Origin of the sequence: Novosphingobium sp. NBM11 (genome assembly GCF_015390225.1) — a bacterium.
GTDB lineage: Bacteria > Pseudomonadota > Alphaproteobacteria > Sphingomonadales > Sphingomonadaceae > Novosphingobium.
Window position 1 is genome coordinate 1 of record NZ_VUOG01000001.1, and the last position, 22,002, is coordinate 22,002.

Here is a 22,002-nt window from a genome sequence, read left to right on the forward strand (position 1 = left end):
CCACCACGATCTGTCGCCCATGCTCGCCTCGTCGAGATTGGCGACCGCGCGGCGCAGCACGAACCGATCGGGCAGGTGATAGGCGATATCGCGCACGCGCGTCAGCGCGAGGCGCTCCAGCGGACGGGCCAGCCCCGGCCCCACGCCTTTCAGGCTGGCGGCCTCGGCAAACAGCGGGTTGAGCAGATCGGGGCGCATCGCTGCCGACATAGTCGGCGTGAAGCCGGAGCGCCAGCGCGGCGGCAGGCCTTCCGCCGGACCGGTCGGCTTTTGCCCCCAGTCCGCGCAATTTTGACCCAGCGCATGGAAACGATCGCGATCTGCGCGCTTGTTCACTCCCGATAACAAAGGGAGTCGAAAACCAATGCTGCTTCCCCATGGTGCCGTGATCGTGCTTGCCGATGGCAAGGCATGGGAGATTTACCGCAACGCCGGGAACGAGGCCGCGCCGGAGCTCACTGCCCTGCCCGTGCCGCATCTGGTGGAGCAGAATCACGGCTCCGGCACCCGGCACGGTTCCAGTTCCGGCAATCCTTCGGGCCACCAGTTGGACGAGGACGCCCACGCTGCCGCCGTCGCCGCATGGCTCAACGCCAAAGTAGCCAGCCGTCAGATCGAACACGCCGTGGTAATCGCCGCACCGCGTACGCTGGGCGAACTGCGCCACCACTATTCGCCCCAGACCCGGCAGGTTCTGACGGGCGAATTGTCGAAAGACCTGATCGGCAGGCAGCCGGGCGACATCCTGGCGGCGCTGCGCGCCCGCTGAAGCCCACATTCGCACCCTTCCAGATCACGGGGGCAAGGACCCGTGTGGCACCCGGCGGTATGGGGGAAGGACGCCGCCGGGTGCTTTCGTGCGCGAACATGCATCGATCGCCGGGATTCTTTTCCAGCATTGGCCGAATACGGCGCTCAAAACGCCCGCCGCGCTTGAGTCCTACGCGGCGATGGCCTAACCGCCCGCATCATGACTGACGACGCCCGCCTCCGCCGCCTGCAGTTCCGCGCCTGGCATCGCGGCACGCGCGAGGCCGATTACATGATCGGCTGCTTCTTCGATCGCTTCCACGCCAGCTGGAGCGAAACCGAAATCGCCCTGTTCGAGCGCCTGATCGACGAGGACGACGTGGACATCATGGCCTGGGCGCTGGGCACGCAGATCATTCCGGACGAATACGCCGGCCCCATGATGGAAGCCATGCGCAAGCTCGACTACGTCGACATTCCGCGCTGATCCGCTCTTCCCCTAGCGCCGCTGCTCTTCCATGCCCGATCTGAACCGCATCCTTTCCGCCACCTTTCCGCTGACGCTCGCCTCGGTCGCGCGCGGGGCGCAGCCGCTGGTGCTGGGCGATCTGGCGCGCGCGGCGAAGGGCCGCGCGGTGTTCATCGCGCCGGACGACGCGGCGATGCGCGCGATCGCCGAAAGCGCGCCGTTCTTCGCGCCCGACCTTGAAGTCGTCGAATACCCGGCGTGGGACTGCCTGCCATTCGATCGCGCGTCGCCCGCGCTATCGGTCAGCGCGCGGCGGCTGGCGGCATTGCAGAAGTTGCAGCAGAAACGCGGCGGGCCGCAGCTGATCGTCACCACGATCAACGCCGTCCTGCAACGCGCGCTGACGCCTTTCCGCATCCGCGAATCCACCCGCCTGTTGACGCCGGGCGTGGAGATCGGGCGCGAGAGCCTGATCGCGCTGCTCCAGCGGCAGGGCTATTCGCGCACCGATACGGTCGTCGATGCCGGCGAATATGCCGTGCGCGGATCGATCTTCGACATTTTCCCGAGCGGGCTCGACCACGGGCTGCGGCTCGATTTCTTCGGCGACGAGCTGGAAACGCTGCGGCTGTTCGATCCGAACACGCAGCGCAGTGTGCAGCCGGTGGAAACGCACCTGCTGCTGCCCGCCAGCGAGGCGCTGCTCGACGAGGACAGCATCAAGCGTTTTCGCGGGCGCTATCGCGAACTGTTCGGCGCCAACGCCACCGGCGATCCGCTCTATCAGGCGGTCAGCGAAGGCCGGCGGCTGGCCGGCATGGAGCACTGGCTGCCGCTGTTCGAAGACCGGCTGGTCACGCTGTTCGATCATCTGGGCGACGATGATCTCGTGCTGATCGACGGAGCGGCGGCCAAGGCTGCGGAAACGCGGCTGGCCGACATCGCCGACTACCACCAGGCGCGGATCGATAGCGCCCAGCGCAGCCCCGGCACCTATCGCCCGCTGGCCGAGGACGCGCTGTACCTGACGCGCGACGAGTTCGACCGCGCGCTGGCCGGCTGGCCGGTGCACCGCACCTCGATCTTTGCCGAACCGGAATCGGGGCAGGTCGTCGATTTCGGCTTTTCTAGCTCGCGCGATTTCACCCCGGAACGGGCGCAGGCTAGCTCTGGTCAAGCGGGCGCGGCATCGAGCGGCAACATCTACGAGGCGGCGGCGAAGCACCTGGCCGCGCTGGGCACGCGCGGGCTGAAGCCGGTCATCGCCGCCTATACCGCCGGATCGCGCGCGCGTCTGGCCTCGCTGCTGGGCGAAGCCGGCAAGGCGCCGCCCGCGCTGGCGGAAAGCTGGCAGGAAGCGCTGGGCATTGCCGCCTCCGGCCGCCCCGTCGCCGTGGTGCTGCCGCTGGAGCAGGGCTTCGCCAACGCCGAACTGGAGCTGCTGACCGAGCAGGACATCCTCGGCGACCGGCTCGTGCGCCGCAAGAAAAAGCGCAAGGACGCCGACGCGTTCCTGGCCGAACTGTCCGCGCTCAATCCCGGCGATCTGGTGGTCCATATGGACCACGGCATCGGCCGCTATGAAGGGCTGGAAGCGATCAAGGTGGGCGACAGCCCGCACGATTGCGTGCAGCTCACTTACGCCGGCGGTGACAAGCTCTATATCCCGGTCGAGAACCTCGACGTCCTTTCGCGCTATGGCAATGAAAGCGACGGCGTCGCGCTCGACAAGCTGGGCGGCGAGGCGTGGCAGCGGCGCAAGGCGCGGATGCGCGAGCGCATTCTGGAGATGGCCGGGCAGCTGATGGCCACCGCTGCGGCGCGCGCCCTGCGGCAGGCGGACGTGCTGCCGACCGATCCCGCCAGCTACGGTCCCTTCGTCGACCGCTTCCCGTGGGACGAGACCGAGGACCAGGAACGCGCCATCGACGACGTGCTGGGCGATCTGGTGGAAGGCAAGCCGATGGACCGGCTGGTCTGCGGCGACGTGGGCTTCGGCAAGACCGAAGTCGCGCTGCGCGCCGCCTTCGTCGCGGCGATGGCGGGCAAGCAGGTCGCCGTGATCGCGCCGACCACGCTGCTGGCGCGCCAGCACTATGCCAATTTCGTCGAACGCTTTTCCGGCTTCCCGCTCAACATCGGCCGCCTTTCGCGCCTCGTTCCCGAAAAGGAAGCGCGCGAGACCCGCGCCGGGCTGGCAGACGGCACGACCGATATCGTGATCGGCACCCACGCGCTGCTGTCCAAGCAGGTGCAGTTCAAGCGGCTGGGCCTGGTGATCGTGGACGAGGAACAGCGCTTCGGCGTGGGCCACAAGGAAAAGCTCAAGGAGCTGAAGACCGACGTCCACGTCCTCACGCTGACCGCCACGCCCATCCCGCGCACCCTGCAGATGGCAATGTCGGGCCTGCGCGAACTGTCCACGATCCAGACCCCGCCGGTCGATCGCCTGGCCGTGCGAACCTATGTGATGCCGTGGGACGACGTGGTGATGCGCGAGGCGCTGATGCGCGAACACCAGCGCGGCGGGCAGAGCTTTATCGTGGTGCCGCGCATCGCCGACATGCCCGAGCTGGAGGAGTGGCTGCGGCTGAACGTGCCCGAGATCCGCTTCGTCACCGCGCACGGCCAGATGAGCCCGACCGAGGTCGAGGACCGGATGGGCGCGTTCTACGAAAAGAAGTACGAAGTGCTGCTTTCGACCACCATCGTCGAAAGCGGGATCGACATTCCCAGCGCCAACACCATCGTCCTGCACCGCGCCGACCGCTTCGGACTGGCGCAGCTGTACCAGCTTCGTGGCCGGGTGGGGCGCGGCAAGCTGCGCGCCTATGCCTATCTCACCTACCCGGAAGACATGGCGCTGTCCGAAGTCGCGGAAAAGCGGCTGAAGGTACTGGGCGATCTCGATTCGCTCGGCGCCGGCTTCCAGCTCGCCAGCCACGATCTGGACCTGCGCGGCGCGGGCAACCTGCTGGGCGACGAGCAATCGGGCCATATCAAGGAAGTGGGCTTCGAACTCTACCAGTCGATGCTGGAAGACGCGATCCTGGCCGCCAAGGCGGGCGACATCGGCCTGGCGCGCGAACGCGAGGCGCTCTCCCCGCAGATCACGGTCGATGCGCCGATCATGATCCCCGAGGACTACGTGCCCGATCTGGCGGTGCGCATGGCGCTCTATCGCCGGATGAACGACGCTGAAGGTGCGGACGCGGTGGAAGCACTGGCGGCCGAAATGATCGACCGCTTCGGCCCCCTGCCTGGCCCCACACAGAACCTGCTCAAGCTGATCGAGATCAAGCGGCAGGCGATCGCGGCGCAGATCGCCAAGATCGACGTCGGCCAGAAGGGCGCGCTCGTCTCGTTCCACAACGACAGCTTCCCCGATCCGGCGGGCCTTGTCGCCTATGTGGAGCGGTTGAAGGGCACCGCCAAGCTGCGGCCGGACATGAAGCTGGTGATTTCGCGCGCATGGGGCAACGCCGAAGCGCGGCTGAACGGGTTGGTGCAACTGACCAAAGGCCTGTCCGCGATCGCCCGGCGCGGCGCGAAGGGCTGAAGCCCTGCGTCAGTCGCGTGCCATGGCCACCAGCGCCGCGCCATCGACCGGGCCGGAGCGCAGAAAGCCCTGGAACACCGCGCAGCCTTCCTCATTCAGCACGGCCAGTTGCGCCGCGTCCTCCACGCCTTCGGCCACGACCTTGAGGTCCAGCGCGCGGGCCATCGCCACGATAGCGCGCAGGATCGCCCGGTCGCGCGGGTCCTGCGCGATATCGCGCACCAGCGACTGATCGAGCTTCAGCGCATCGAGCGGCAGCGCGCGCAGGGTGCGGAAATTGGCGAAGCCGGTGCCGAAGTCATCCAGCGCGACGCGCATGCCCATCCCGGCCAGATCGCGCAGCGTTTCGGCGCAGGCCTCGAAGTCGGCGATCAGCGTCTGTTCGGTGATCTCCAGCGTCAGCCGTTCCGCCGGGAAGCCCGATGCGGCGACAAGCGCGCGCATCGCGGCGGCCAGATCGCCCACCGCGAAGTCCTCGGCCGTCACGTTGAGCGAGAGGCGCAAGTCGTCCGGCCAGTCCGCGGCCTCGGCCAGCGCGCGTTCGGCGATGTGGTGGGAAAGCTGGCTGATGTGATCGCCCCTCTCGGCGATCGCGAACAGCGTTTCGGCGCCGACGAGTCCGAGTTCCGGATGGCGCCAGCGCGCCAGCGCCTCCGCGCCGATAAGGCGGCCATCGGCCACGGTGAACTGCGGCTGGAACAGCAGCGATATCTCCGACCGGTCGAGCGCGCCGATAAGGTCCGCTTCCAGCCGCGCGGCGCTGCGGCCACGCACCGCGTGGGAGCCATCCGCCCACAGGATGCGTCGCCCCGCCCCGCGTTGCAGGCTGAGCAGGGCCTGATCGAGCCGGTCGAGCATCGGTGCGCCGCGTTCGCCCGGCTGCCCGCGCAGCAGCGCCGTGCGCGGGGCGAGCCGCAACTGGTCGCCGGCCAGCGGGATCGGCCGCGCGATCGATCGCGCCAGGGCTTCGGCCTGCCATTGCCAGCGCTCCCGGCTGGCGGCGACGGTGGAAGCCACCAGGAACTCGCCGCCGCCCATCCGCGCAACGAAGCTCTGCGCCCCCAGTTCCTCGCGCGCGAAATCAACGATCCGCCGCGCGATCTCCGCCAGCACGCGATCGCCCGCCGCCTTGCCATAGGCCAGGTTCACCGACTGAAACCGGTGCAGGCCCACCAGCATGGCCTGGGCAAAGCCATCCTGCCCCGTGCGATCAAGCCACGCGCAGGCTGCATCGACGCCGGGCAGTCCGGTCAGCATGTCGCGATCGTCGACCGGTGCGGGAAGCGGTTTGGGAAAAGCGTCCATTGCCCGGCTTGTGCCCGAACAATCTTGCCAAACCGTTCCGATCCTGCGGCGACCCGTCCGTTTTGCATTGCAACAAGAGGCCGCGCTCCATATCACGCGCAGCGAGAGAAACCGGGGATCGAGGACCAATGTCGGAATCCGCTCGACTCGCGCTTTGCGCGTCGCCTACCGACCGCGCTCAGGAAGCGGAACGCGATCTGCGCGCGCTGTGCGAATGGGTACCCTTCGAGGAAGCGGACACGGTCGTCGTGCTTGGCGGCGATGGCTTCATGCTCCAGACGCTGCATCACATGCTCGATACCGGCCGCGTCGTTCCGGCCTATGGCATGAACCTGGGCACCGTCGGCTTCCTAATGAACCGCTACAAGAGCAGCCGCCCGCTGGAGGAACGCATCGCCCGCGCGCGCCGCATCGCGGTCTCCCCGCTGAAGACGAAGGCCATCACCAACGCCGGTACCGAACACGAATTCTGCGCCATCAACGAAGTCTCGCTGTTGCGCGAAACGCGCCAGACCGCGAAGCTGGAAGTGACCGTGAACGGCAAGGTGCGGATGCAGGAACTGGCGTGCGACGGCGTGCTGGTGGCCACGCCCGCCGGCTCCACCGCTTACAACCTTTCCGCCAACGGCCCCATCCTGCCGCTCGGCTCGAACATGCTGGCGCTTACCCCGATCAGCCCGTTCCGGCCTCGCCGCTGGCGCGGCGCGATCCTGCCCGACAACGCCCGGATTTCGTTCCGCGTGCTCGAATCCGTGAAGCGCCCGGTGGCCGTGGTGGCCGACCAGAAGGAACTGCGCGACGTGGCCCACGTAGAGGTGCGCGCCTGGCCCGAACACCAGTTGACCCTGCTGTTCGACCGGGGCCGATCGCTCGACGAACGAATTTTCGCGGAGCAGTTTCTCGCCTGAAAAAACATCAATCGAGCGCTTGCAAAACCGGGATCGCCTGCTATTAGCGCGCTCCTGCCCCGGGCAACCGGGGCTGCTCCCTGATAGCTCAGCGGTAGAGCTCTCGACTGTTAATCGAGCGGCCGTAGGTTCGAATCCTACTCAGGGAGCCATTTCGGATTGAAACTGCGAAAGCCGATTCCCGCAGTTTCCACTCTACGGTTTCCTCCAGACGCCACGAGCGTCTGGAGGAGCGTGGGTTTCGAGCCTTTGATCCTTATTTCGTCAGCTCCGACCTCGACACGCTGGACAAGCGTCTGAACGTGGTGCCGTCGGAAGCTCCCATCTTTCGCCCTGATCTGACGCCGGGCCTCGCTTGCGAAGGCTTCCAGTAGCTCAGGTGTGATCTGGTTCGTCTTTCCTTCGCCGCGATCCTCAGCCCTGTCGGCGTCGGCGCGCGCCGAGTCTCGCATCCGCTTCAATTCCGCGATTCGTCCCTTGAGGTTGGAATCGTCCAGTTCCGCGAGTCCGTTCTCGATGGCCTCGTATAGACGGGTCAGCTTGGCCTCAGCGTCCGCAGCCTGCTTCCGAAGGGCGACGATTCGATCCTTGAGATTGTCGGCGTGCGCCTCCCGACGCTCCAGCACGCCAGCGAGCAGCTTTTCGAGGTGCCCCTTTTCAAGAAGCAACTCCTCTAGGCAGCCCACAACTTTGTCATCTAGGACGTCCATCGGGATGGTTCGGCCCTTGCAGCCCGTCTTCCCCTGTCGGGCGGTCGTGCAGCACGTGTAGTAGCGGTATTGATTCCCCTTGCCTGACGTCCGCAGTGTCATCGCTCCACCGCAGTCGGCGCAATAGCAAACGCCGCCCAGGAGCGTGCCGGCCGCTACAAAGCGCGGAGCCTTCAGTTGGGGGCTGCGAGACCGCATGATCGCCTGAACTTCGGCAAATTCGTCGGCATCGATGATCGGATCGACCTCGACATCGACGATCTCGTCCTCCGACTTGCGCTCTCCCCGACGCTTTCCGGATACATTGAAGCGGTGCCGACCGATGTAGGTCTCGCGCGTCAGGATCTGGTGAACTGCGCCAACACCCCAGCGGCCTCCCGTCTGGGTGCGTATCCCTCGAATGTTGAGATAGTCCGCAATCTGCCGGGACCCCATGGGCCCGTCTTCTCCCCCGAGGCGCGCCAGCCGGAACATGAGCCGCACCGTCTCCAACTGCATGGGATCGGGCTCGATGCGCTTCTTGACCCTGATGCCTCTCTGTTCCGCGGAGACAATACGATATCCGAACGGAGGACGTGAGCCGTTCCAAAAGCCTTGCCGCGCATTCTCACGCATCGCCCGCAGCGTATGCTTCGCGTTCTCTTTCGACTGATATTCGTCAAAGAGCGCCATGATCTGGCGCATCATCACGCTCATCGGATCGTCGCCGAGATCCTGCGTGATCGAAACGAGGCGGACACCGTTCTTCGCCAAACGGCGGAAATGAAATTCCAGTTGGAACTGATCGCGAAAAAAGCGGGAGAAGGAGTGGACGATGATCGTATCGAACAGCGCCGGCTTTTGCGTGGCTGCGTCCATCATCTTTTGGAACTCGGGACGGCGGTCGTCGGTGGCGGAGGCCCCCGGCTCCACGAACTCCGCCGCGACAGCCAGACCCTTCGCCTGACAATACGACTGAAGCTGCCGGCGCTGGTCCGGGATCGAAAGGTCATTCTCGGCCTGCCGCCCCGTCGAAACCCTCAAATACAAGGCGGCGCGTCCTGTCGACGCCAAGGCAGGTGTCGCGTTGGCGTTCATGACAATCCTCCGTTCAAGATTTCAGTCTTGCGGCCCCAGCAGATCATCAAGGAACGGGCCGAAATGCGCTTCGAACACATCCAGCTCGGCCTCCGTGACCGGCATCCCTGCGGTCCAGTCGTGGGTGACTTTCGTATTCCGCTCCAGAGCGCGCGGGCGGCGAACAGCGGCGGCCGACGAACGGCGCCGCTTCCTGGGCTCGACGTCGTCAGAACCAACAGGATAGTAGTCGTGGAGACTGACGATGATGGCCGATGCCAGATGTTCTCTTTCGTTTGACATAAGCGCATAATCGCATACTCCTATCTAAACTTCACCGATATCAATGATTTACTGGCATTCTTAGCATCGGGAATTTGGATACTCCGGACGCCATGCGGTTACGCCTGCCGTCGTTTTCGGGCTCTGGAATAGTGCAAATTCCAAGAATCGGCGACGTTTGGCCTCGGTCTGCGTCGGTGATTGAAGTTTCCATTTTCATGAGATATATATAGCAGGACAATTGAACATTCTCAAGGGATCTCATCTCATGACGCCTCCCGCTTCAGCCGGTACTCAGCGTCGTCGCAGCCGCGCAACGAACTTCACCGGCGAACCAACCTCTGCCGCGTCGACGCGTGTCCGGCGCCCCGAACCCGGATCAAGTGAGGATCTCGTAGCGGCTTTCGTGCTGCGTAGCGGCAGGGCCCTCGCGCGCATCGCCGAGCGCATGCCGCGTGATCGGCTCCTGGCGGCGGTCGGCGCGTCAACGGACACGGACGTTCTCTTCAGCTCACTTCACGAGGCGGCAGCCATCGGCGCCGAGATTCTGCCCGATCGGCCCGACCCATTGACCGAAGCGCTATTGCGCGGCTCCGAAATGAAGCGGGAAATGCTCAAAGCCGAAGGCGGTGTTCTTTCCGCGCAGCAGCTCGCTGAGCACCTTGGCATCACGCCGCAGGGTCTCGGCCGTAAGCGCGAGCGCAGCCAAGTGTTCTGGCTCGATGTAGGCGACGGCTATGTCTACCCCGCGTTTCAGATCGGCAAGAATGGGCTATTGCGGGGCATCCGCGACGTGCTGGACGCCTTCACCGTCGAAGATGCCTGGATGCGAGTCAACTTCATGCTGACTGGCGACGCCAGGCTCGAAGGCCAGCGACCGATCGATCTGCTCCGCAAAGGTCAGACAGATGAGGTTGTCAGGGCGGCAGCGGCTTACGGCGAACATGGCGCCGCCTGATCCGAGACCGCTGCCGCCCGCCGATTTCGCCGCCCGCGATCTGCCCATAGAGATCATCGATAAAGGCGCTCGGCTGGTCCGCATCCATCGCACGGAACTTAGCCCGATCTTTTTCGGGTCCTCTGGCGGCAACCGCTTTGATGATCCGACACGCCAGTATGGCGTCTCCTACCTCTCACAAACGATTGAAGGCGCGTTCGCCGAAACGTGCCTTCGCTCTATCGGCGCCCGTTTCGTTGCACTGAGCTTTCTTGAGGCCCGATCATTCTGCGAGATCGAGGTCACATCGCCTTTGCGGGTCGTCTCGGTTCACGGCCCTGGCCTGGCTCGCATCGGTGCTACAGGCATTGTAACCAGCGGTCCGCACTCGGTTGCGCAGGAGTGGTCGCGCGCCATCCATGATCATTCGGCTGGCGCCGATGGCGTCGTTTACCGCTCCAACCACGACAACGGGGAACTCTGCGTCGCGCTGTTCGAGCGGGCGCACGACCGTCTGGCTGTGATCGCTTCCACGCCCATACTATCAAACCGCGACCGTCTCGGCGAACTGTTTGCCCGATATAAGGTCGGTCTGGGATAGCTCCCTCACCCGTGATCGGAAACGTGATCGAATCCGCGACCACCTTGACTCTTCCAATCGAAAAGTAGAACAAATAGCGAACATGCTTGTCAACCCGCCCTTGGAGGTCAGGAACGAACTTGCGGCCCGAGCCCGCCATAGAATCCTTGCGCGCGCAGATCGAGAAGATCGAAGGCAAAAGCCGGCGCGTCAAATCGGTGCTTCCCTTTGGAATTGCCGAGGTGGATTCACGACTCCCCGGCGAAGGCCTGGCGCTCGGCGCGCTGCACGAGATCGCGGGCGGCGGTAACGGCGCGATCGACGGTGCCGCCGCCGCGCTCTTTGCCGCCGGAATTGCTGCGCGCACCAAGGGCAAGGTGCTGTGGTGCGTCACCCGTCCCGACCTCTTCGCACCGGCGTTGGCCCAAGCCGGCCTCCCGCCAGATCGCGTGATCTATGTTGAGGCCGGGGACGACAAGACCGTCCTGGCCTGTGTCGAGGAAGGCCTGCGTCATGGCGGACTCGGCGCCGTCGTCGCAGAAATCGGCCGCCTGTCGATGACCGCCTCGCGTCGCCTTCAACTCGCCGCCGAGGGCACCGGTGCAATCGGCCTGGCGCTACGCCGCTGGCGGCGACAAACGGAGGCCACGGACTTCGGCCAGCCAACCGCCGCCATGACCCGCTGGCGGGTCTCGGCCCTGCCTTCACCCACTTTGCCCGTTCCGGGAGTCGGCCGACACCGCTGGCTTGTCGAGCTGATCCGCGCTCGCGCGGGCGAGAGTGCTGATTTCGAATTGGAGGCGTGCGATGACACGGGTCGTCTCGCTCTTCCTGCCCACATGGTCGACAGATCGCGTGCGCAGGACGGCCGGCGACGCGGCGCCTCCGGCTGAGGCGCCGCTCGTCCTGATCGGCCATGACGGGAGAAGGCGGGTGGTGGTCGCGGCCGATGGCGCGGCCCAGTCCGCCGGCCTGCGCGTGGGGATGCCGGCGACCAGGGCCCAGGTCCTCGTCCCGGGCCTCCTCGTTCAGGACGCCGCTCCCACGGCCGACGCCGAGGCGCTCGACCGCCTCGCGCTCTGGGTCCTGCAACGCTACGCCCCGATCGTCGCCGCCTGCCTGCCTGACGGCATCGTCATCGACACGACCGGCGCCGATCATCTGCACGGCGGCGAACACGCCATGCTGTCGGGCATGGTCGACCGCCTAGCGGGCTCGGGGATCGTCGCCCGCGCCGCCGTCGCCGACACCTGGGGCGCGGCGCACGCCCTCGCGCGATACGCCGGCCGGTCGCCCCTGATCTCCCCGCCGAGAGCCGTCGAAGCCGCGATCGCGCCGCTGCCGATCGCGGCGCTCCGGCTGCCGCCGGCCCTGGTCCACAATCTGCGGACGCTGGGCTTCGACCGCATTGGCGATCTAGTCGCGCAGCCGCGCGCCCCGCTCACGCTTCGCTTCGGACCCGAGCTAGGCCGCCGGATCGACCAGGCGCTCGGCCTCGCGCCCGAACTCATCGACCCGATCCGGCCGGACGACCTGATCGAGGTCCGCCGCAGCTTTCCTGAACCGATCGGCGCGGCCGAGACCATCGCCCGCTATATCGGCAAGCTGGTGGTCCAGCTCTGCGCGGCGCTCGAAGAACGCGGCCTCGGCGCGCGGCGCCTCGACCTGCTCTGCCATCGCGTCGACAACATCATGCAGGCGGTCCGCGTCGGCACGGCCTTGCCGGTGCGCGACGTCAAGCGCCTGACCCGGCTTCTGTGCGACAAGATCGAGACCATCGAACCCGGCTTCGGTATCGAAATCCTGACGCTCACAGCGACAATCGCCGAACCGATCGACGGCAAGCAGACCATCACCTCCCTTATCGACGACACCGTGCCGGACGTCTCCGATCTCGTCGATACGCTCGCCAACCGGGTTGGCGGCAGTCGCATCTATCGCGCCGCGCCGGTCGCCAGCGACGTCCCCGAGCGCTCCGTCTGTCGCGTGCCCGCCATGTCGCCCGAGACCGGGGCGACATGGTCCGGCGACTGGCCGCGACCGCCGCGTCTGCTCGATCGTCCCGAATTGATCGAGATCGTCGCGCTGCTGCCCGATCATCCTCCGGTGTCCTTCACCTGGCGCGGTGTCCGGCGACGCGTGAAGCGCGCCGACGGCCCCGAGCGCTTGTTCGGAGAATGGTGGAAGCGCGACGCCGAACTGGTCGCCGTGCGGGACTATTTCCGGATCGAGGATGACGCCGGCGAACGCTACTGGATCTACCGCGCCGGCGATGGTGAGGATGCGGCCACTGGATCGCACCGCTGGTTCCTGCATGGGGTGTTCGGATGAACGGCCCCCGCTATGCCGAACTCCAGGTCACCTCCCATTTCAGCTTCCTGCGGGGCGCGAGCGGCTGCGACGAGCTGTTCGCCACCGCAGCCCTGCTCGGCATCGAGGCGCTGGCCATCGTCGACCGCAACTCGCTGGCCGGCATCGTCCGCGCCCATGAGGCGGCAAAGACGACGGGCGTACGCCTCGTCGTCGGCTGCCGTCTCGACCTCGCCGACGGCATGTCGGTGCTGGTCTATCCGACCGACCGACCAGCCTATTCGCGGCTCTGCCGTCTGCTGTCGCTCGGCAAGAAGCGCGGCGGCAAGGCGAAATGTCATCTCGAATGGGCTGATCTCGTCGCCTATCGCGAGGGCCTACTTGCCGTTCTCTTGCCGGACCACGCCGACGACGGATGCGGCCTGCGCCTGCGGCGGTTGCGCGAGGCCTTTGGCGACCGGGCCTATATGGCACTGTCGCTGCGCCGCCGGCCGAACGACCAGCTCCGTCTGCACGAACTGTCCAACCTCGCGACCCGGATGCGGGTGCCGACCATCGTCACCAACGACGTGCTGTTCCACGCGCCCGACCGCCGCATCCTTCAGGACGTCGTCACCTGTATCCGTCACAACGTCACCATCGATGCGCTGGGCGAACGGCGTGAGCGGCACGCCGATCGCTACCTCAAACCGCCGGAGGAGATGCACCGGCTGTTCGGCCGCTATCCCGAGGCCCTGGCCCGCACGTTGCAGATCGCGGAGCGTTGCCGCTTCTCGCTCGACGAGCTGGCCTACCAATACCCCGAGGAACGCGACGACCCGGCGCTGACGCCACAAGAGACGCTGGCCAAGCTGACCTGGGAAGGTGCCGCAGAACGCTACCCCGAGGGCCTGCCGGACAGCGTCCGCGCCGCGCTCGAGCACGAGCTGAGGCTTATCGAGAAGCTGCAATACGCCCCTTATTTCCTGACGGTGAACAGCATCGTGCGGTTCGCGCGCTCCAAGGACATCCTGTGCCAGGGCCGCGGCTCGGCCGCGAATTCGGCCGTCTGCTATGTGCTCGGCATCACCTCGATCGATCCCGGCCGTAACGACCTCCTGTTCGAGCGCTTTGTCAGCGAGGAGCGGCGCGAACCGCCCGACATCGACGTCGACTTCGAACATGAGCGGCGCGAGATCGTTATGCAGTGGGTCTTCGAGACCTATGGCCGCGACCATGCCGCGCTCTGCTCGACCGTCATCCGCTACCGCTCAAAGGGTGCGCTGCGTGACGTCGGCAAGGCGCTCGGCCTCACCGAGGACCTGATCAAGACCCTGTCCTCGCAGGTCTGGGGCTGGTCGGAGGAAGGCGTCGAGCCCAAGCACGTCGAAGAGCTGAACCTCAACCTCGGCGATCGCCGGCTTCGCCTCGCTCTCGATCTCGCCCGCCAGCTCATGGGCGCGCCACGCCATCTCTCCCAGCATCCCGGCGGCTTCGTGCTGACCCATGACCGACTCGATGAGCTGGTGCCGATCGAACCCGCCGCCATGGTCGATCGCCAGGTTATCGAGTGGGACAAGGACGACATCGATGCGCTGAAATTCATGAAGGTCGACGTCTTGGCCTTGGGCATGCTGACCTGCATGAAGCGCGGCCTCGACCTCCTGGCCGACCACAAGGGGGTCCAACTCGATCTTGCGACCATCCCGGCTGAGGACCCGCGCACCTATGCGATGATCAGGAAGGCGGACACCCTCGGCACCTTCCAGATCGAGTCCCGCGCGCAGATGTCGATGTTGCCGCGCCTCAGGCCGCGGACCTTTTACGATCTCGTCGTGCAGGTCGCCATCGTCCGGCCCGGCCCAATCCAGGGCGACATGGTGCATCCCTATCTGCGCCGCCGCGAGGGGCTGGAGCCGGTCCACTATCCCAAGCCCGAACTGGAGAAGGTGCTCGGCAAGACGCTCGGCGTCCCGCTGTTTCAGGAACAGGCGATGCGCGTCGCGATCGAATGCGCCGGCTTCACGCCCGGCGAGGCCGACATGCTGCGCAAGTCGATGGCGACCTTCAAGTTCACCGGCGGCGTCTCCCACTTCCGGGACAAGCTCATCAACGGCATGGTCGACAACGGCTATGAACCGGAGTTCGCCGAACACACCTTCAAGCAGCTCGAAGGCTTCGGCAGTTACGGGTTTCCGGAAAGCCACGCAGCCTCTTTTGCGCTAATCGCCTACGCCTCGGCGTGGCTCAAATGCTGGCACCCCGACATCTTCTGCGCGGCGCTGCTCAATTCCCAGCCGATGGGCTTCTATGCCCCCGCTCAAATCGTGCGCGACGCCCAGGACCATCACGTCGAGGTCCGGCCGGTCTGCATCAACGCCTCGCGCTGGGACTGCACCTTGGAGCCGACCGGCGACGATGGCCGCTTCGCGGTCCGTCTCGGCCTGCGCATGGTCAAGGGGCTGGCGAACGCCAACGCCGCCGCCATCGTCAGCGCGCGGGCTGATACGCCCTTTGCCTCGATCGACGATCTATGGCGCCGCGCCGGCGTGCCGGTCGCCGCCCTGGTGCAAATCGCCGAGGGCGACGGCTTCCGCCCGTCACTCAGCATGGCGCGGCGTGAGGCGCTCTGGGCAATAAAAGCGCTACGCGATGAACCCTTGCCCCTCTTCGCGGCCGCCACCGCCCATGAACAGCAGCTCGTGCCCGAGATCAGCGAGGCCGCCGTCAGCCTTCGGCCCATGACGGCAGGCTCGGAGGTGGTGGAGGACTACGGCCATATCGGGCTGTCGCTGCGCAGCCACCCGGTCGCCTTCCTGCGCGACGATCTGCGCCGACGGCGAATCTTCACCTGTCAGCAGGCGATGGATGCCCGCGACGGCCGTTGGCTGGAGGCCGCCGGCATCGTGCTGGTCCGGCAGCGGCCCGGCAGCGCGAAGGGCGTGATGTTCATAACCCTCGAAGACGAAACCGGCATCGCCAACCTCGTCGTCTGGCCGCAGGTCTTCGAGAAGAACCGCCGTATCATCCTGTCGGCCGGAATGTTCGCCGTGCGCGGACGCATCCAGCGCGAGGGCGAAGTCGTGCATCTGGTCGCGCAGCGCCTCACCGATCTCTCGGCCGACCTGGCCAGCGTCGGTGATCGGGATGCGGCCTTTCCGCTGCCGCACGGACGCGGCGATGAATTCCATCACGGCTCGCCGACGCCCGATCCGCGTGGACTGGCGCCAAAGGGCCTGCGCACGCGCGACATCTACATTCCCGACCTCCACATCGACTCGATCAAAGTGAAGACACGGGATTTCCGGTAGAACGCGTCATCCAACCTGCTCCACTTGCAGCGTGCCGGCCGCCAACGGACGGATCAGTGATTGAGCCGGAACCGAGGGGTCAAGCCAATCGGCCCAGGCGTCGCGTTCGAGGATGACGATCTGCCGATCATGGTAGGGCGCGATGTCGGGTCCGGGCTCCATCGTGAGCATGGTGAAGGCCTCGCCGACATCCTTCGTGGCGCGCCAGATGCCGGCGATGCAGATGATCGGCTGGCCGCGCTTGGTGAACAGCCACTTGTCCTTCCGCTTCTTTCCCTTCTCGGCGGGGTCCGTGAACTCGTAGAAGCCATCAGCCACGATCAGGCAGCGGTTCGAGGTGAATTCGCGGTCGTCAGAGCGGAAATTGTAGACCGGGCGCTTGTTCTGGCCTGGCCAGCTCCATCGCCGCTGCAGCATGTCGCCGTCACCCCGAACGCCCTCGACCGTTCGGACGATCGGACCCATGTCGGTGATCTTGATGTCCTCACGCGCTTCAATGTTCGGCGTGCCTTCGCCGAAGCGGATCTTGATCTTGAGGTCGGCGAAGTCCTCAACGATCGACGCCACGTCCACCATAAGTCGGTAGTCATTGCACATGTGTCCTCCGCTTCGACCGCTCTTGTCCGGCCGCTGTGTTCTGGCTATGTTCACAGATCATGAGCGCGACGGTATTCGATTCCGAAGCATCCCTCAGCGAACGCCGGGTAATCATAAGGCGCGACGGCGGCGATGTTGAGATGGTGGAGCTGCCGTGGGGACTTCAGCCCCGCGAGAATGGCGGGCGGCCGTTCACCGTCACCCGGGCGGAGAGTCGGACTTTCCGAGCCATCGCTGCCTCATCCCTGCGTCCGAATTCCGCCATCGCAGCCGGGGTAAGCACTACAGTTTCTCGCTGACGAGTGGCGACTGGTTCTATTTCGCGGGCATCTGGCGGCCGGTGACGCAGGATTGGCCGGAGGCCTATGCGATCCTGACGACCACGGCGAACGACGATGTCGCGCTCTATCATGATCGGCAGATGGCCGTCCTACGACGCGATCAGCGCTTGGCCTGGCTCGATCTCACCACGCGGGAAGAGGACTTGCTGAAGCCGCTGCCGGCAGGGGCTTTCGCCGTTTCGCGGCTGCGGGAAAAATCGGCGCAAGCCACCTTTGCAATCTGAACGATCAGCTTTTCGAAGCGGCCGAAGGGGGAAAGCCTTCCCCTGCGTCCGAGCCCTCGGTCTCGGCCGACCCCTTCTGCGGGGCGGCTGCCCCGCAACGCCCCGCTGAGAGTGAGAGAGTGGACCGGTTTTCCGTGACGGGTGGAAGGTTGGAGAAGAGGTCTCCGACGCCCGTCATGGAGATTGATCCCATGAACATGCAAGTCCTCGACGCTCGCCGCGACTCGAACGGCGGTTACAAGGTCGATGTCAGCCGGGGGGAGCGGATCGGCCGCGTCTCTTCGGAGTGGTTCTCGCGTCCGGCCGACGAGCGCTACCTCTCCCTGTCGGAGCTGGCCCATACGGTTCGTGACCGTACCGAACGCAGCCGGACGCGGGTGGTGGAGAGCGCGCTCATCCACGTCGAGGCGAACCGCAACGATTCAGAGCGGCTGGCGCTGATCCTGCCGGGCACCGATGCGGCAATCGCGCCTACACACTGGTCCTTCGGCCAGCTCGCCAGCCTGGTCGGTGCGCCCGCCGCCTATTTGCGACAGCTCCCTGCCGCACTTGCCGCCATCAACCTGCAGTATGGCCTCACCTCCAATCGGGCCGAGCAGATCAAGACACTCGAAACCGACAACGGCCGGGTCGAGCTGCGCGCCGTCACCGGGCCGGATTATGGGCGCATCTTCGACCACGAGCTGGTCGAGGCCGTGCAGCGCATCGCCGGCAACGGCACGGGCGACACCCGCTGGAAAGTGCCGGGCGTGCTCGACTGGTCGACCGGCATCTACAATCCGCGCGTGGACATCACCAAGGATACGACGACCCTCTATGCCTCCGACCGCGACGTCTTCCTGTTCCTGGTCGACGACTTGAATCCGATCGAGGCCGGGCGCCTGCCAGACGGCTCGCCGGATTTCTACTTCCGGGGTTTCTACTGCTGGAACTCCGAGGTCGGCGCCAAGACGCTCGGCATGGCGAGCTTCTATCTCCGCGCGGTCTGCCAGAATCGGAATTTGTGGGGCGTGGAGGACTTCGAGGAGATCACCATCCGCCACAGCAAATATGCAGCCAACCGTTTCGCCCATGAGGCGGCGCCAGCGCTGGCGAACTTCGCCAATTCCTCACCCCTGCCTTTCGTCAATGGCATCAAGGCCGCCCGCGAGCGGATCGTCGCCAGGACGGACGAAGACCGCACCGACTTCCTGCGCCGACGCGGTTTCTCCAAGGCCGAGACCGGCAAGATCATCGACACAGTCCTGGCAGAGGAAGGCCGTCCGCCCGAGAGCATCTTCGATTTCGTGCAGGGCATCACTGCCGTCGCGCGCGACAAGCCGCATCAGGACGCCCGCCTCGACATGGAAGGCAAGGCCAAGAAGCTGCTCGATCGAGCGGCCTGATTTCCGCGAAGTCGGGGATGCGGTTTTCCGTGTCTCCGGCTTTGCGCTTCCGTCTCTTTCCGGTTTGCCGGTCCGTGGCGCTGCCCCCTTTAGAGGAAGAGGGCGGCGCTTCGCTTTGTGACGGGTTGGAGGCTGAGAGAGAGTCTTTCGGCCGCCCGTCGTGGAGTATCCCGACATGGCAACCGCTGTTCAGAAGATCGCGTCCCTTGGCGAGCGTCGCGACATCCCCTTCAACAAGCTCATCCTGAGCCAGGCCAACGTCCGCAAGACCAAGGCCGGCGTCTCGATCCCGGAACTGGCCGAGGATATCGGCCACCGCGGCCTTCTTCAGAACCTCAACGTCCGCCCTGTGCTCGATGGCGAGGGCGTGGAAACCGGCATCTTCGAGGTCCCGGCCGGCGGTCGCCGGTTCCGGGCGCTCGAACTACTGGTCAAGGCCAAGCGACTGGCCAAGACCGCGCCGGTCCCCTGCAACGTCCGCGACGCTGGCTCCGCGATCCCCGCCGAGGAAGACAGCCTCGCCGAGAACGTCCACCGCGAGGCGCTGCATCCGCTCGATCAGTTCAAAGCCTTCCAGGCCCTGATGGAACGCGGCATGGGCGAGGAGGATATCGCCGCCCGCTTCTACGTCACCCCGGCCGTGGTCCGTCAGCGGCTGCGCCTCGCTTCGGTCGCCCCGGCGCTGCTCGACGTCTATGCTGAGGACGGCATAGCGCTCGACCAGCTCATGGCCTTCACCGTGTCGCACGACCATGCGCGGCAGATGGAGGTGTGGGAGACGATCCAGCGATCCTACAGCCGCCAGCCCTACGAAATCCGCCGCATGTTGACCGAAGGTGCGGTGCGCGCTTCCGATCGCCGTGCGCAGTTCGTCGGGATCGAAGCCTATGAGGCAGCCGGCGGCGCAACGCTGCGCGACCTGTTTCTGGCCGACGACGGAGGATGGCTGCAGGACCCGGCTCTTCTCGACACCCTCGCCACCTCGAAACTCGGCGCAGCGGCCGAGGAAATCGCGGCCGAGGGCTGGCGCTGGATCGATGCCGCGCTGGACTTCCCCTACGGCCACACCACCGGTTTGCGCAGGATCGCGGGCGAACGCCCCGAACTCTCCGCCGACGAACAGGCCGCCTATGAGGCCCTGACCGAGGAACTGGACCGGCTCTACGCCGAGCATGACGATGGCGAGGACCTGCCGGAGGCGGTCGATCTGCGGCTCGAGGAGATCGAGACGGGGATCGCCGCCTTCCAGAACCGGCCGACCCTCTACGATCCGGCCGAGATCGTGCGCGCTGGCGCCTTCGTCAGCATCGACAGCTCGGGCCGGCTGACCGTCGAGCGCGGCTATGTCCGTCCCGAAGACGAGGCGCCGATCGAGCCCCGGACCGATGGCGACGGCGAAGCCGAAGGAACGACGACGACCTCGGAACCTATGCGAGCGGTCATCACCATCGGTGGCAAGCCCGAACCGGAGGATGACGAGGACGATGTCGTTAAGCCGTTGCCCGAACGCCTGGTCAGTGAGCTGACGGCCCACCGCACCCTCGCGCTGCGGGATGCGCTGGCACGCAACCCGCACGTCGCCATCACGGCGCTGCTGCACAAGCTGGTGCTCGACACCTTCCACCGCACCTCGTCTTCCGGCGGGTGCCTGGAGGTCTCGGTCCGTCACGTCTTCTTCTCTGTCCAGGCCGCCGACCTGAAGGACAGCACGTCCGCCAAGTCGGTGGCGGAACGGCAGGAAGGCTGGGAGGCCGACATCCCGCAGGATGAGGATGCCTTGTGGAACTGGCTGGTCGATCTTGACGACGCCAGCCGGACGGCCCTGCTGGCGCATTGCGTCTCTTACGGCGTCAATGCCCTCTCCGAGAAGGTCGACCGCTACGGCGGCTCCGGCATCTCTCAGCACGGGTTGGAGCGCCGGCTGAAGCAGGCCGATCGGATCGCACGCGCTGTCGGTCTCGACATGGCGGAAGCGGGATGGCGCCCGACCGTCGACAATTATCTCAGCCGGGTGACCAAGCCGCGCATCCTCGAAGCGGTGCGTGAAGCCAAGGGCGACGCGTCAGCGCAGCTTATCGATCATCTGAAGAAGGGCGACATGGCCAAGGAGGCCGAGCGGCTGTTGGTCGACACCGGCTGGCTGCCCGAACCGCTTCGACTCGCTGATCTCGCAGCCGATCCTGCATCGGATGCTCAGAGCGGCGGGGAAGCCGAGGTGGCCGAGCTGCCCGACTTCCTGAGCACTGACGAAGATCCGGAAACGCCGGCCAACGGCGAGGACGACGAACGTCACCTTGTCGCCGCCGAATGATGGGCTCGCGGGGCGGTTTCGGCCGCTCCGCACCTTCCTCCAATTGAAGGACCTTCCGCATGGCGCAATCCAGCCCTACGCCAACCCGGCACGTCGTCTTCCAGTACCTCGTGCCGGTCCATGTCGAGGTCGAGGATGACCTCGTTGTCCGAGTGACCGTCATCGACGAGACGCCTGTCCGCGACCCCACCGTGGTCGAGGGCAATCCCGAGTACCTGGCTCAAGCCGTGGCGGCCGCCGATGACGGCCAATCCTGGCCGTCCTGGCAGTTCGGCTACTGACCCTTCCAACCACCATCCCGACCCATCCGAGCCCGGCCCAGCGCCGGGCTCTTTTCGTTTCAGGAGCCCGACATGCCCGATTTTCTCACCCGCTTCTCCTGCCTGCTCGACGTCGGCTCGGTCGCCAATGTCGCGCGGGCCTTCGACCTCTACATCGCGCTGATGGCCGAGAACGGTCACGAGGACCCGCCCGCCGAGCCGTTCCTGCTCTCCCTGACACCCAAGCACGGCGCGACGCGCCTCTGGCTTCGCGACCCCGGAACCGCCGATCCGCAATTGCTGATCACCTTCGTCACCCGCTGCGCGGAGACGTTCGGGCTCACCGGCACCTGGGGCTTTCAGTGGGCCGGCGTCGCCTCGGAACCTGTCGTCGACGGTTTCTCCGGCGGCGCCCATCTGCTCGATCTCTCCACCGGCCGCACGATCGAGTGGATCAGCACCGGCCGCTGGCTCGCCGAAGGAGATGCGCGATGATCCCCGACCATGCGCGCGCCAATTTCCAAACCCTGCTGCGCGCCGCGGAAAGTGGCGATCTGGCGTTGATGGAATGCACGGACGCCGCGACCGGCGAGCCGCGCTATGTCATCTGTGCGGTCGGCCGTGACGGTGGCGACTATATATTCACGCCGTTCGGCCATCTGGCAGATGGCAATCCCTACGACTCCTACCTTCCGCCCAATACGGGCGGCGAAATAGCTGCCTGAATT

Annotated in this window: 20 protein-coding genes, 1 tRNA gene and 1 riboswitch; of the genes, 16 read left to right on the top strand and 5 right to left on the bottom strand. The window is 65.9% G+C overall.

Going from position 1 to position 22,002, the window contains the following annotated elements; all coding sequences use genetic code 11:
* A partial coding sequence (locus tag F1640_RS00005; protein WP_255530422.1) for a hypothetical protein occupies nt 1-246 on the bottom strand: 246 nt, incomplete at its 3' end.
* 118 nt (nt 247-364) lie between these two features.
* Here F1640_RS00005 and F1640_RS00010 point away from each other — a divergent pair.
* The 3 genes from F1640_RS00010 to mfd all read left to right on the top strand — a co-directional run bounded on the left by F1640_RS00010 (nt 365) and on the right by mfd (nt 4,778).
* Nucleotides 365-769 carry a host attachment protein gene (locus tag F1640_RS00010; protein ID WP_124807323.1) on the top strand — a complete coding sequence of 135 codons (405 nt, stop codon included), beginning with the start codon at nt 365-367 and terminating at the stop codon, nt 767-769.
* A 201-nt stretch (nt 770-970) separates the two neighbouring features.
* Nucleotides 971-1,237 carry a succinate dehydrogenase assembly factor 2 gene (locus F1640_RS00015; protein WP_124807322.1) on the top strand — a complete coding sequence of 89 codons (267 nt, stop codon included), beginning with the start codon at nt 971-973 and terminating at the stop codon, nt 1,235-1,237.
* A gap of 31 nt (nt 1,238-1,268) precedes the next feature.
* Complete coding sequence (gene mfd, locus F1640_RS00020; RefSeq protein WP_194917201.1) at nt 1,269-4,778, top strand: transcription-repair coupling factor; 3,510 nt, start codon at nt 1,269-1,271, stop codon at nt 4,776-4,778.
* Between the two features lie 9 nt (nt 4,779-4,787).
* Here the strand turns inward: mfd and F1640_RS00025 are convergent, their stop codons facing one another.
* The gene (locus F1640_RS00025; RefSeq protein WP_194917202.1) at nt 4,788-6,083 is read right to left on the bottom strand and encodes a bifunctional diguanylate cyclase/phosphodiesterase; all 1,296 of its coding nucleotides are present in this window, start codon (nt 6,081-6,083) and stop codon (nt 4,788-4,790) included.
* Nucleotides 6,084-6,211: 128 nt separating this feature from the next.
* Between F1640_RS00025 and F1640_RS00030 the strand changes: the two genes are divergently transcribed.
* Nucleotides 6,212-6,991 (top strand): NAD kinase, encoded by a 780-nt coding sequence (locus F1640_RS00030; RefSeq protein ID WP_125955689.1) that lies wholly within the window; start codon nt 6,212-6,214, stop codon nt 6,989-6,991.
* Nucleotides 6,992-7,068: 77 nt separating this feature from the next.
* Nucleotides 7,069-7,143 (top strand) — tRNA-Asn (locus F1640_RS00035).
* Here the strand turns inward: F1640_RS00035 and F1640_RS00040 are convergent.
* Entirely contained in the window at nt 7,129-8,778 is a 1,650-nt protein-coding gene (locus F1640_RS00040; RefSeq protein ID WP_194917204.1) for a recombinase family protein, read from the bottom strand. The genes F1640_RS00035 and F1640_RS00040 overlap by 15 nt on opposite strands.
* A 21-nt stretch (nt 8,779-8,799) precedes the next feature.
* Entirely contained in the window at nt 8,800-9,060 is a 261-nt protein-coding gene (locus tag F1640_RS00045; RefSeq protein WP_066117412.1) for a hypothetical protein, read from the bottom strand.
* A 247-nt stretch (nt 9,061-9,307) separates the two neighbouring features.
* Here F1640_RS00045 and F1640_RS00050 point away from each other — a divergent pair, with 247 nt between their 5' ends.
* From F1640_RS00050 to F1640_RS00070, 5 genes are all read left to right on the top strand, one after another.
* Nucleotides 9,308-9,997 carry an Rv2175c family DNA-binding protein gene (locus F1640_RS00050; RefSeq protein ID WP_206694593.1) on the top strand — a complete coding sequence of 230 codons (690 nt, stop codon included), beginning with the start codon at nt 9,308-9,310 and terminating at the stop codon, nt 9,995-9,997.
* The gene (locus F1640_RS00055) at nt 9,984-10,577 is read left to right on the top strand and encodes an RES family NAD+ phosphorylase (RefSeq protein WP_066117407.1); all 594 of its coding nucleotides are present in this window, start codon (nt 9,984-9,986) and stop codon (nt 10,575-10,577) included. The genes F1640_RS00050 and F1640_RS00055 overlap by 14 nt, the downstream gene beginning before the upstream one ends.
* A gap of 119 nt (nt 10,578-10,696) precedes the next feature.
* Nucleotides 10,697-11,449: an ImuA family protein gene (locus F1640_RS00060; protein ID WP_066117405.1), complete on the top strand. Its 753-nt coding sequence runs from the start codon at nt 10,697-10,699 to the stop codon at nt 11,447-11,449.
* A complete protein-coding gene (locus tag F1640_RS00065) occupies nt 11,364-12,887 on the top strand; it encodes a DUF6504 family protein (protein ID WP_194917206.1) in 1,524 nt (507 codons plus the stop codon). Before F1640_RS00060 ends, F1640_RS00065 begins: the two co-directional genes overlap by 86 nt.
* Nucleotides 12,884-16,156, top strand: coding sequence for an error-prone DNA polymerase (locus tag F1640_RS00070; protein ID WP_066117401.1), 3,273 nt, complete (start codon nt 12,884-12,886; stop codon nt 16,154-16,156). Before F1640_RS00065 ends, F1640_RS00070 begins: the two co-directional genes overlap by 4 nt.
* Nucleotides 16,157-16,162: 6 nt before the next feature.
* Here the strand turns inward: F1640_RS00070 and F1640_RS24980 are convergent, their stop codons facing one another.
* Entirely contained in the window at nt 16,163-16,474 is a 312-nt protein-coding gene (locus F1640_RS24980; RefSeq protein ID WP_237681160.1) for an SOS response-associated peptidase family protein, read from the bottom strand.
* Nucleotides 16,451-16,572, bottom strand: a riboswitch (Fluoride riboswitch). It overlaps the preceding gene by 24 nt.
* 335 nt (nt 16,573-16,907) lie before the next feature.
* Between F1640_RS24980 and F1640_RS00080 the strand changes: the two genes are divergently transcribed.
* The 6 genes from F1640_RS00080 to F1640_RS00105 all read left to right on the top strand — a co-directional run bounded on the left by F1640_RS00080 (nt 16,908) and on the right by F1640_RS00105 (nt 21,999).
* Nucleotides 16,908-17,318: an SOS response-associated peptidase family protein gene (locus tag F1640_RS00080; protein WP_206694594.1), complete on the top strand. Its 411-nt coding sequence runs from the start codon at nt 16,908-16,910 to the stop codon at nt 17,316-17,318.
* A 191-nt stretch (nt 17,319-17,509) separates the two neighbouring features.
* Nucleotides 17,510-18,703, top strand: coding sequence for a hypothetical protein (locus F1640_RS00085; protein WP_066118900.1), 1,194 nt, complete (start codon nt 17,510-17,512; stop codon nt 18,701-18,703).
* Between the two features lie 175 nt (nt 18,704-18,878).
* Nucleotides 18,879-21,014 carry a ParB/RepB/Spo0J family partition protein gene (locus F1640_RS00090; RefSeq protein WP_142172109.1) on the top strand — a complete coding sequence of 712 codons (2,136 nt, stop codon included), beginning with the start codon at nt 18,879-18,881 and terminating at the stop codon, nt 21,012-21,014.
* Between the two features lie 59 nt (nt 21,015-21,073).
* On the top strand, nt 21,074-21,295 hold the full coding sequence (locus F1640_RS00095) for a hypothetical protein (protein WP_066115893.1): 222 nt from the start codon (nt 21,074-21,076) through the stop codon (nt 21,293-21,295).
* Between the two features lie 72 nt (nt 21,296-21,367).
* The gene (locus F1640_RS00100) at nt 21,368-21,769 is read left to right on the top strand and encodes a hypothetical protein (protein ID WP_066115895.1); all 402 of its coding nucleotides are present in this window, start codon (nt 21,368-21,370) and stop codon (nt 21,767-21,769) included.
* Nucleotides 21,766-21,999, top strand: a complete 234-nt coding sequence (locus F1640_RS00105) for a DUF6117 family protein (protein ID WP_066115897.1) — start codon at nt 21,766-21,768, stop codon at nt 21,997-21,999. The genes F1640_RS00100 and F1640_RS00105 overlap by 4 nt, the downstream gene beginning before the upstream one ends.
* Nucleotides 22,000-22,002 lie beyond the last annotated feature (3 nt).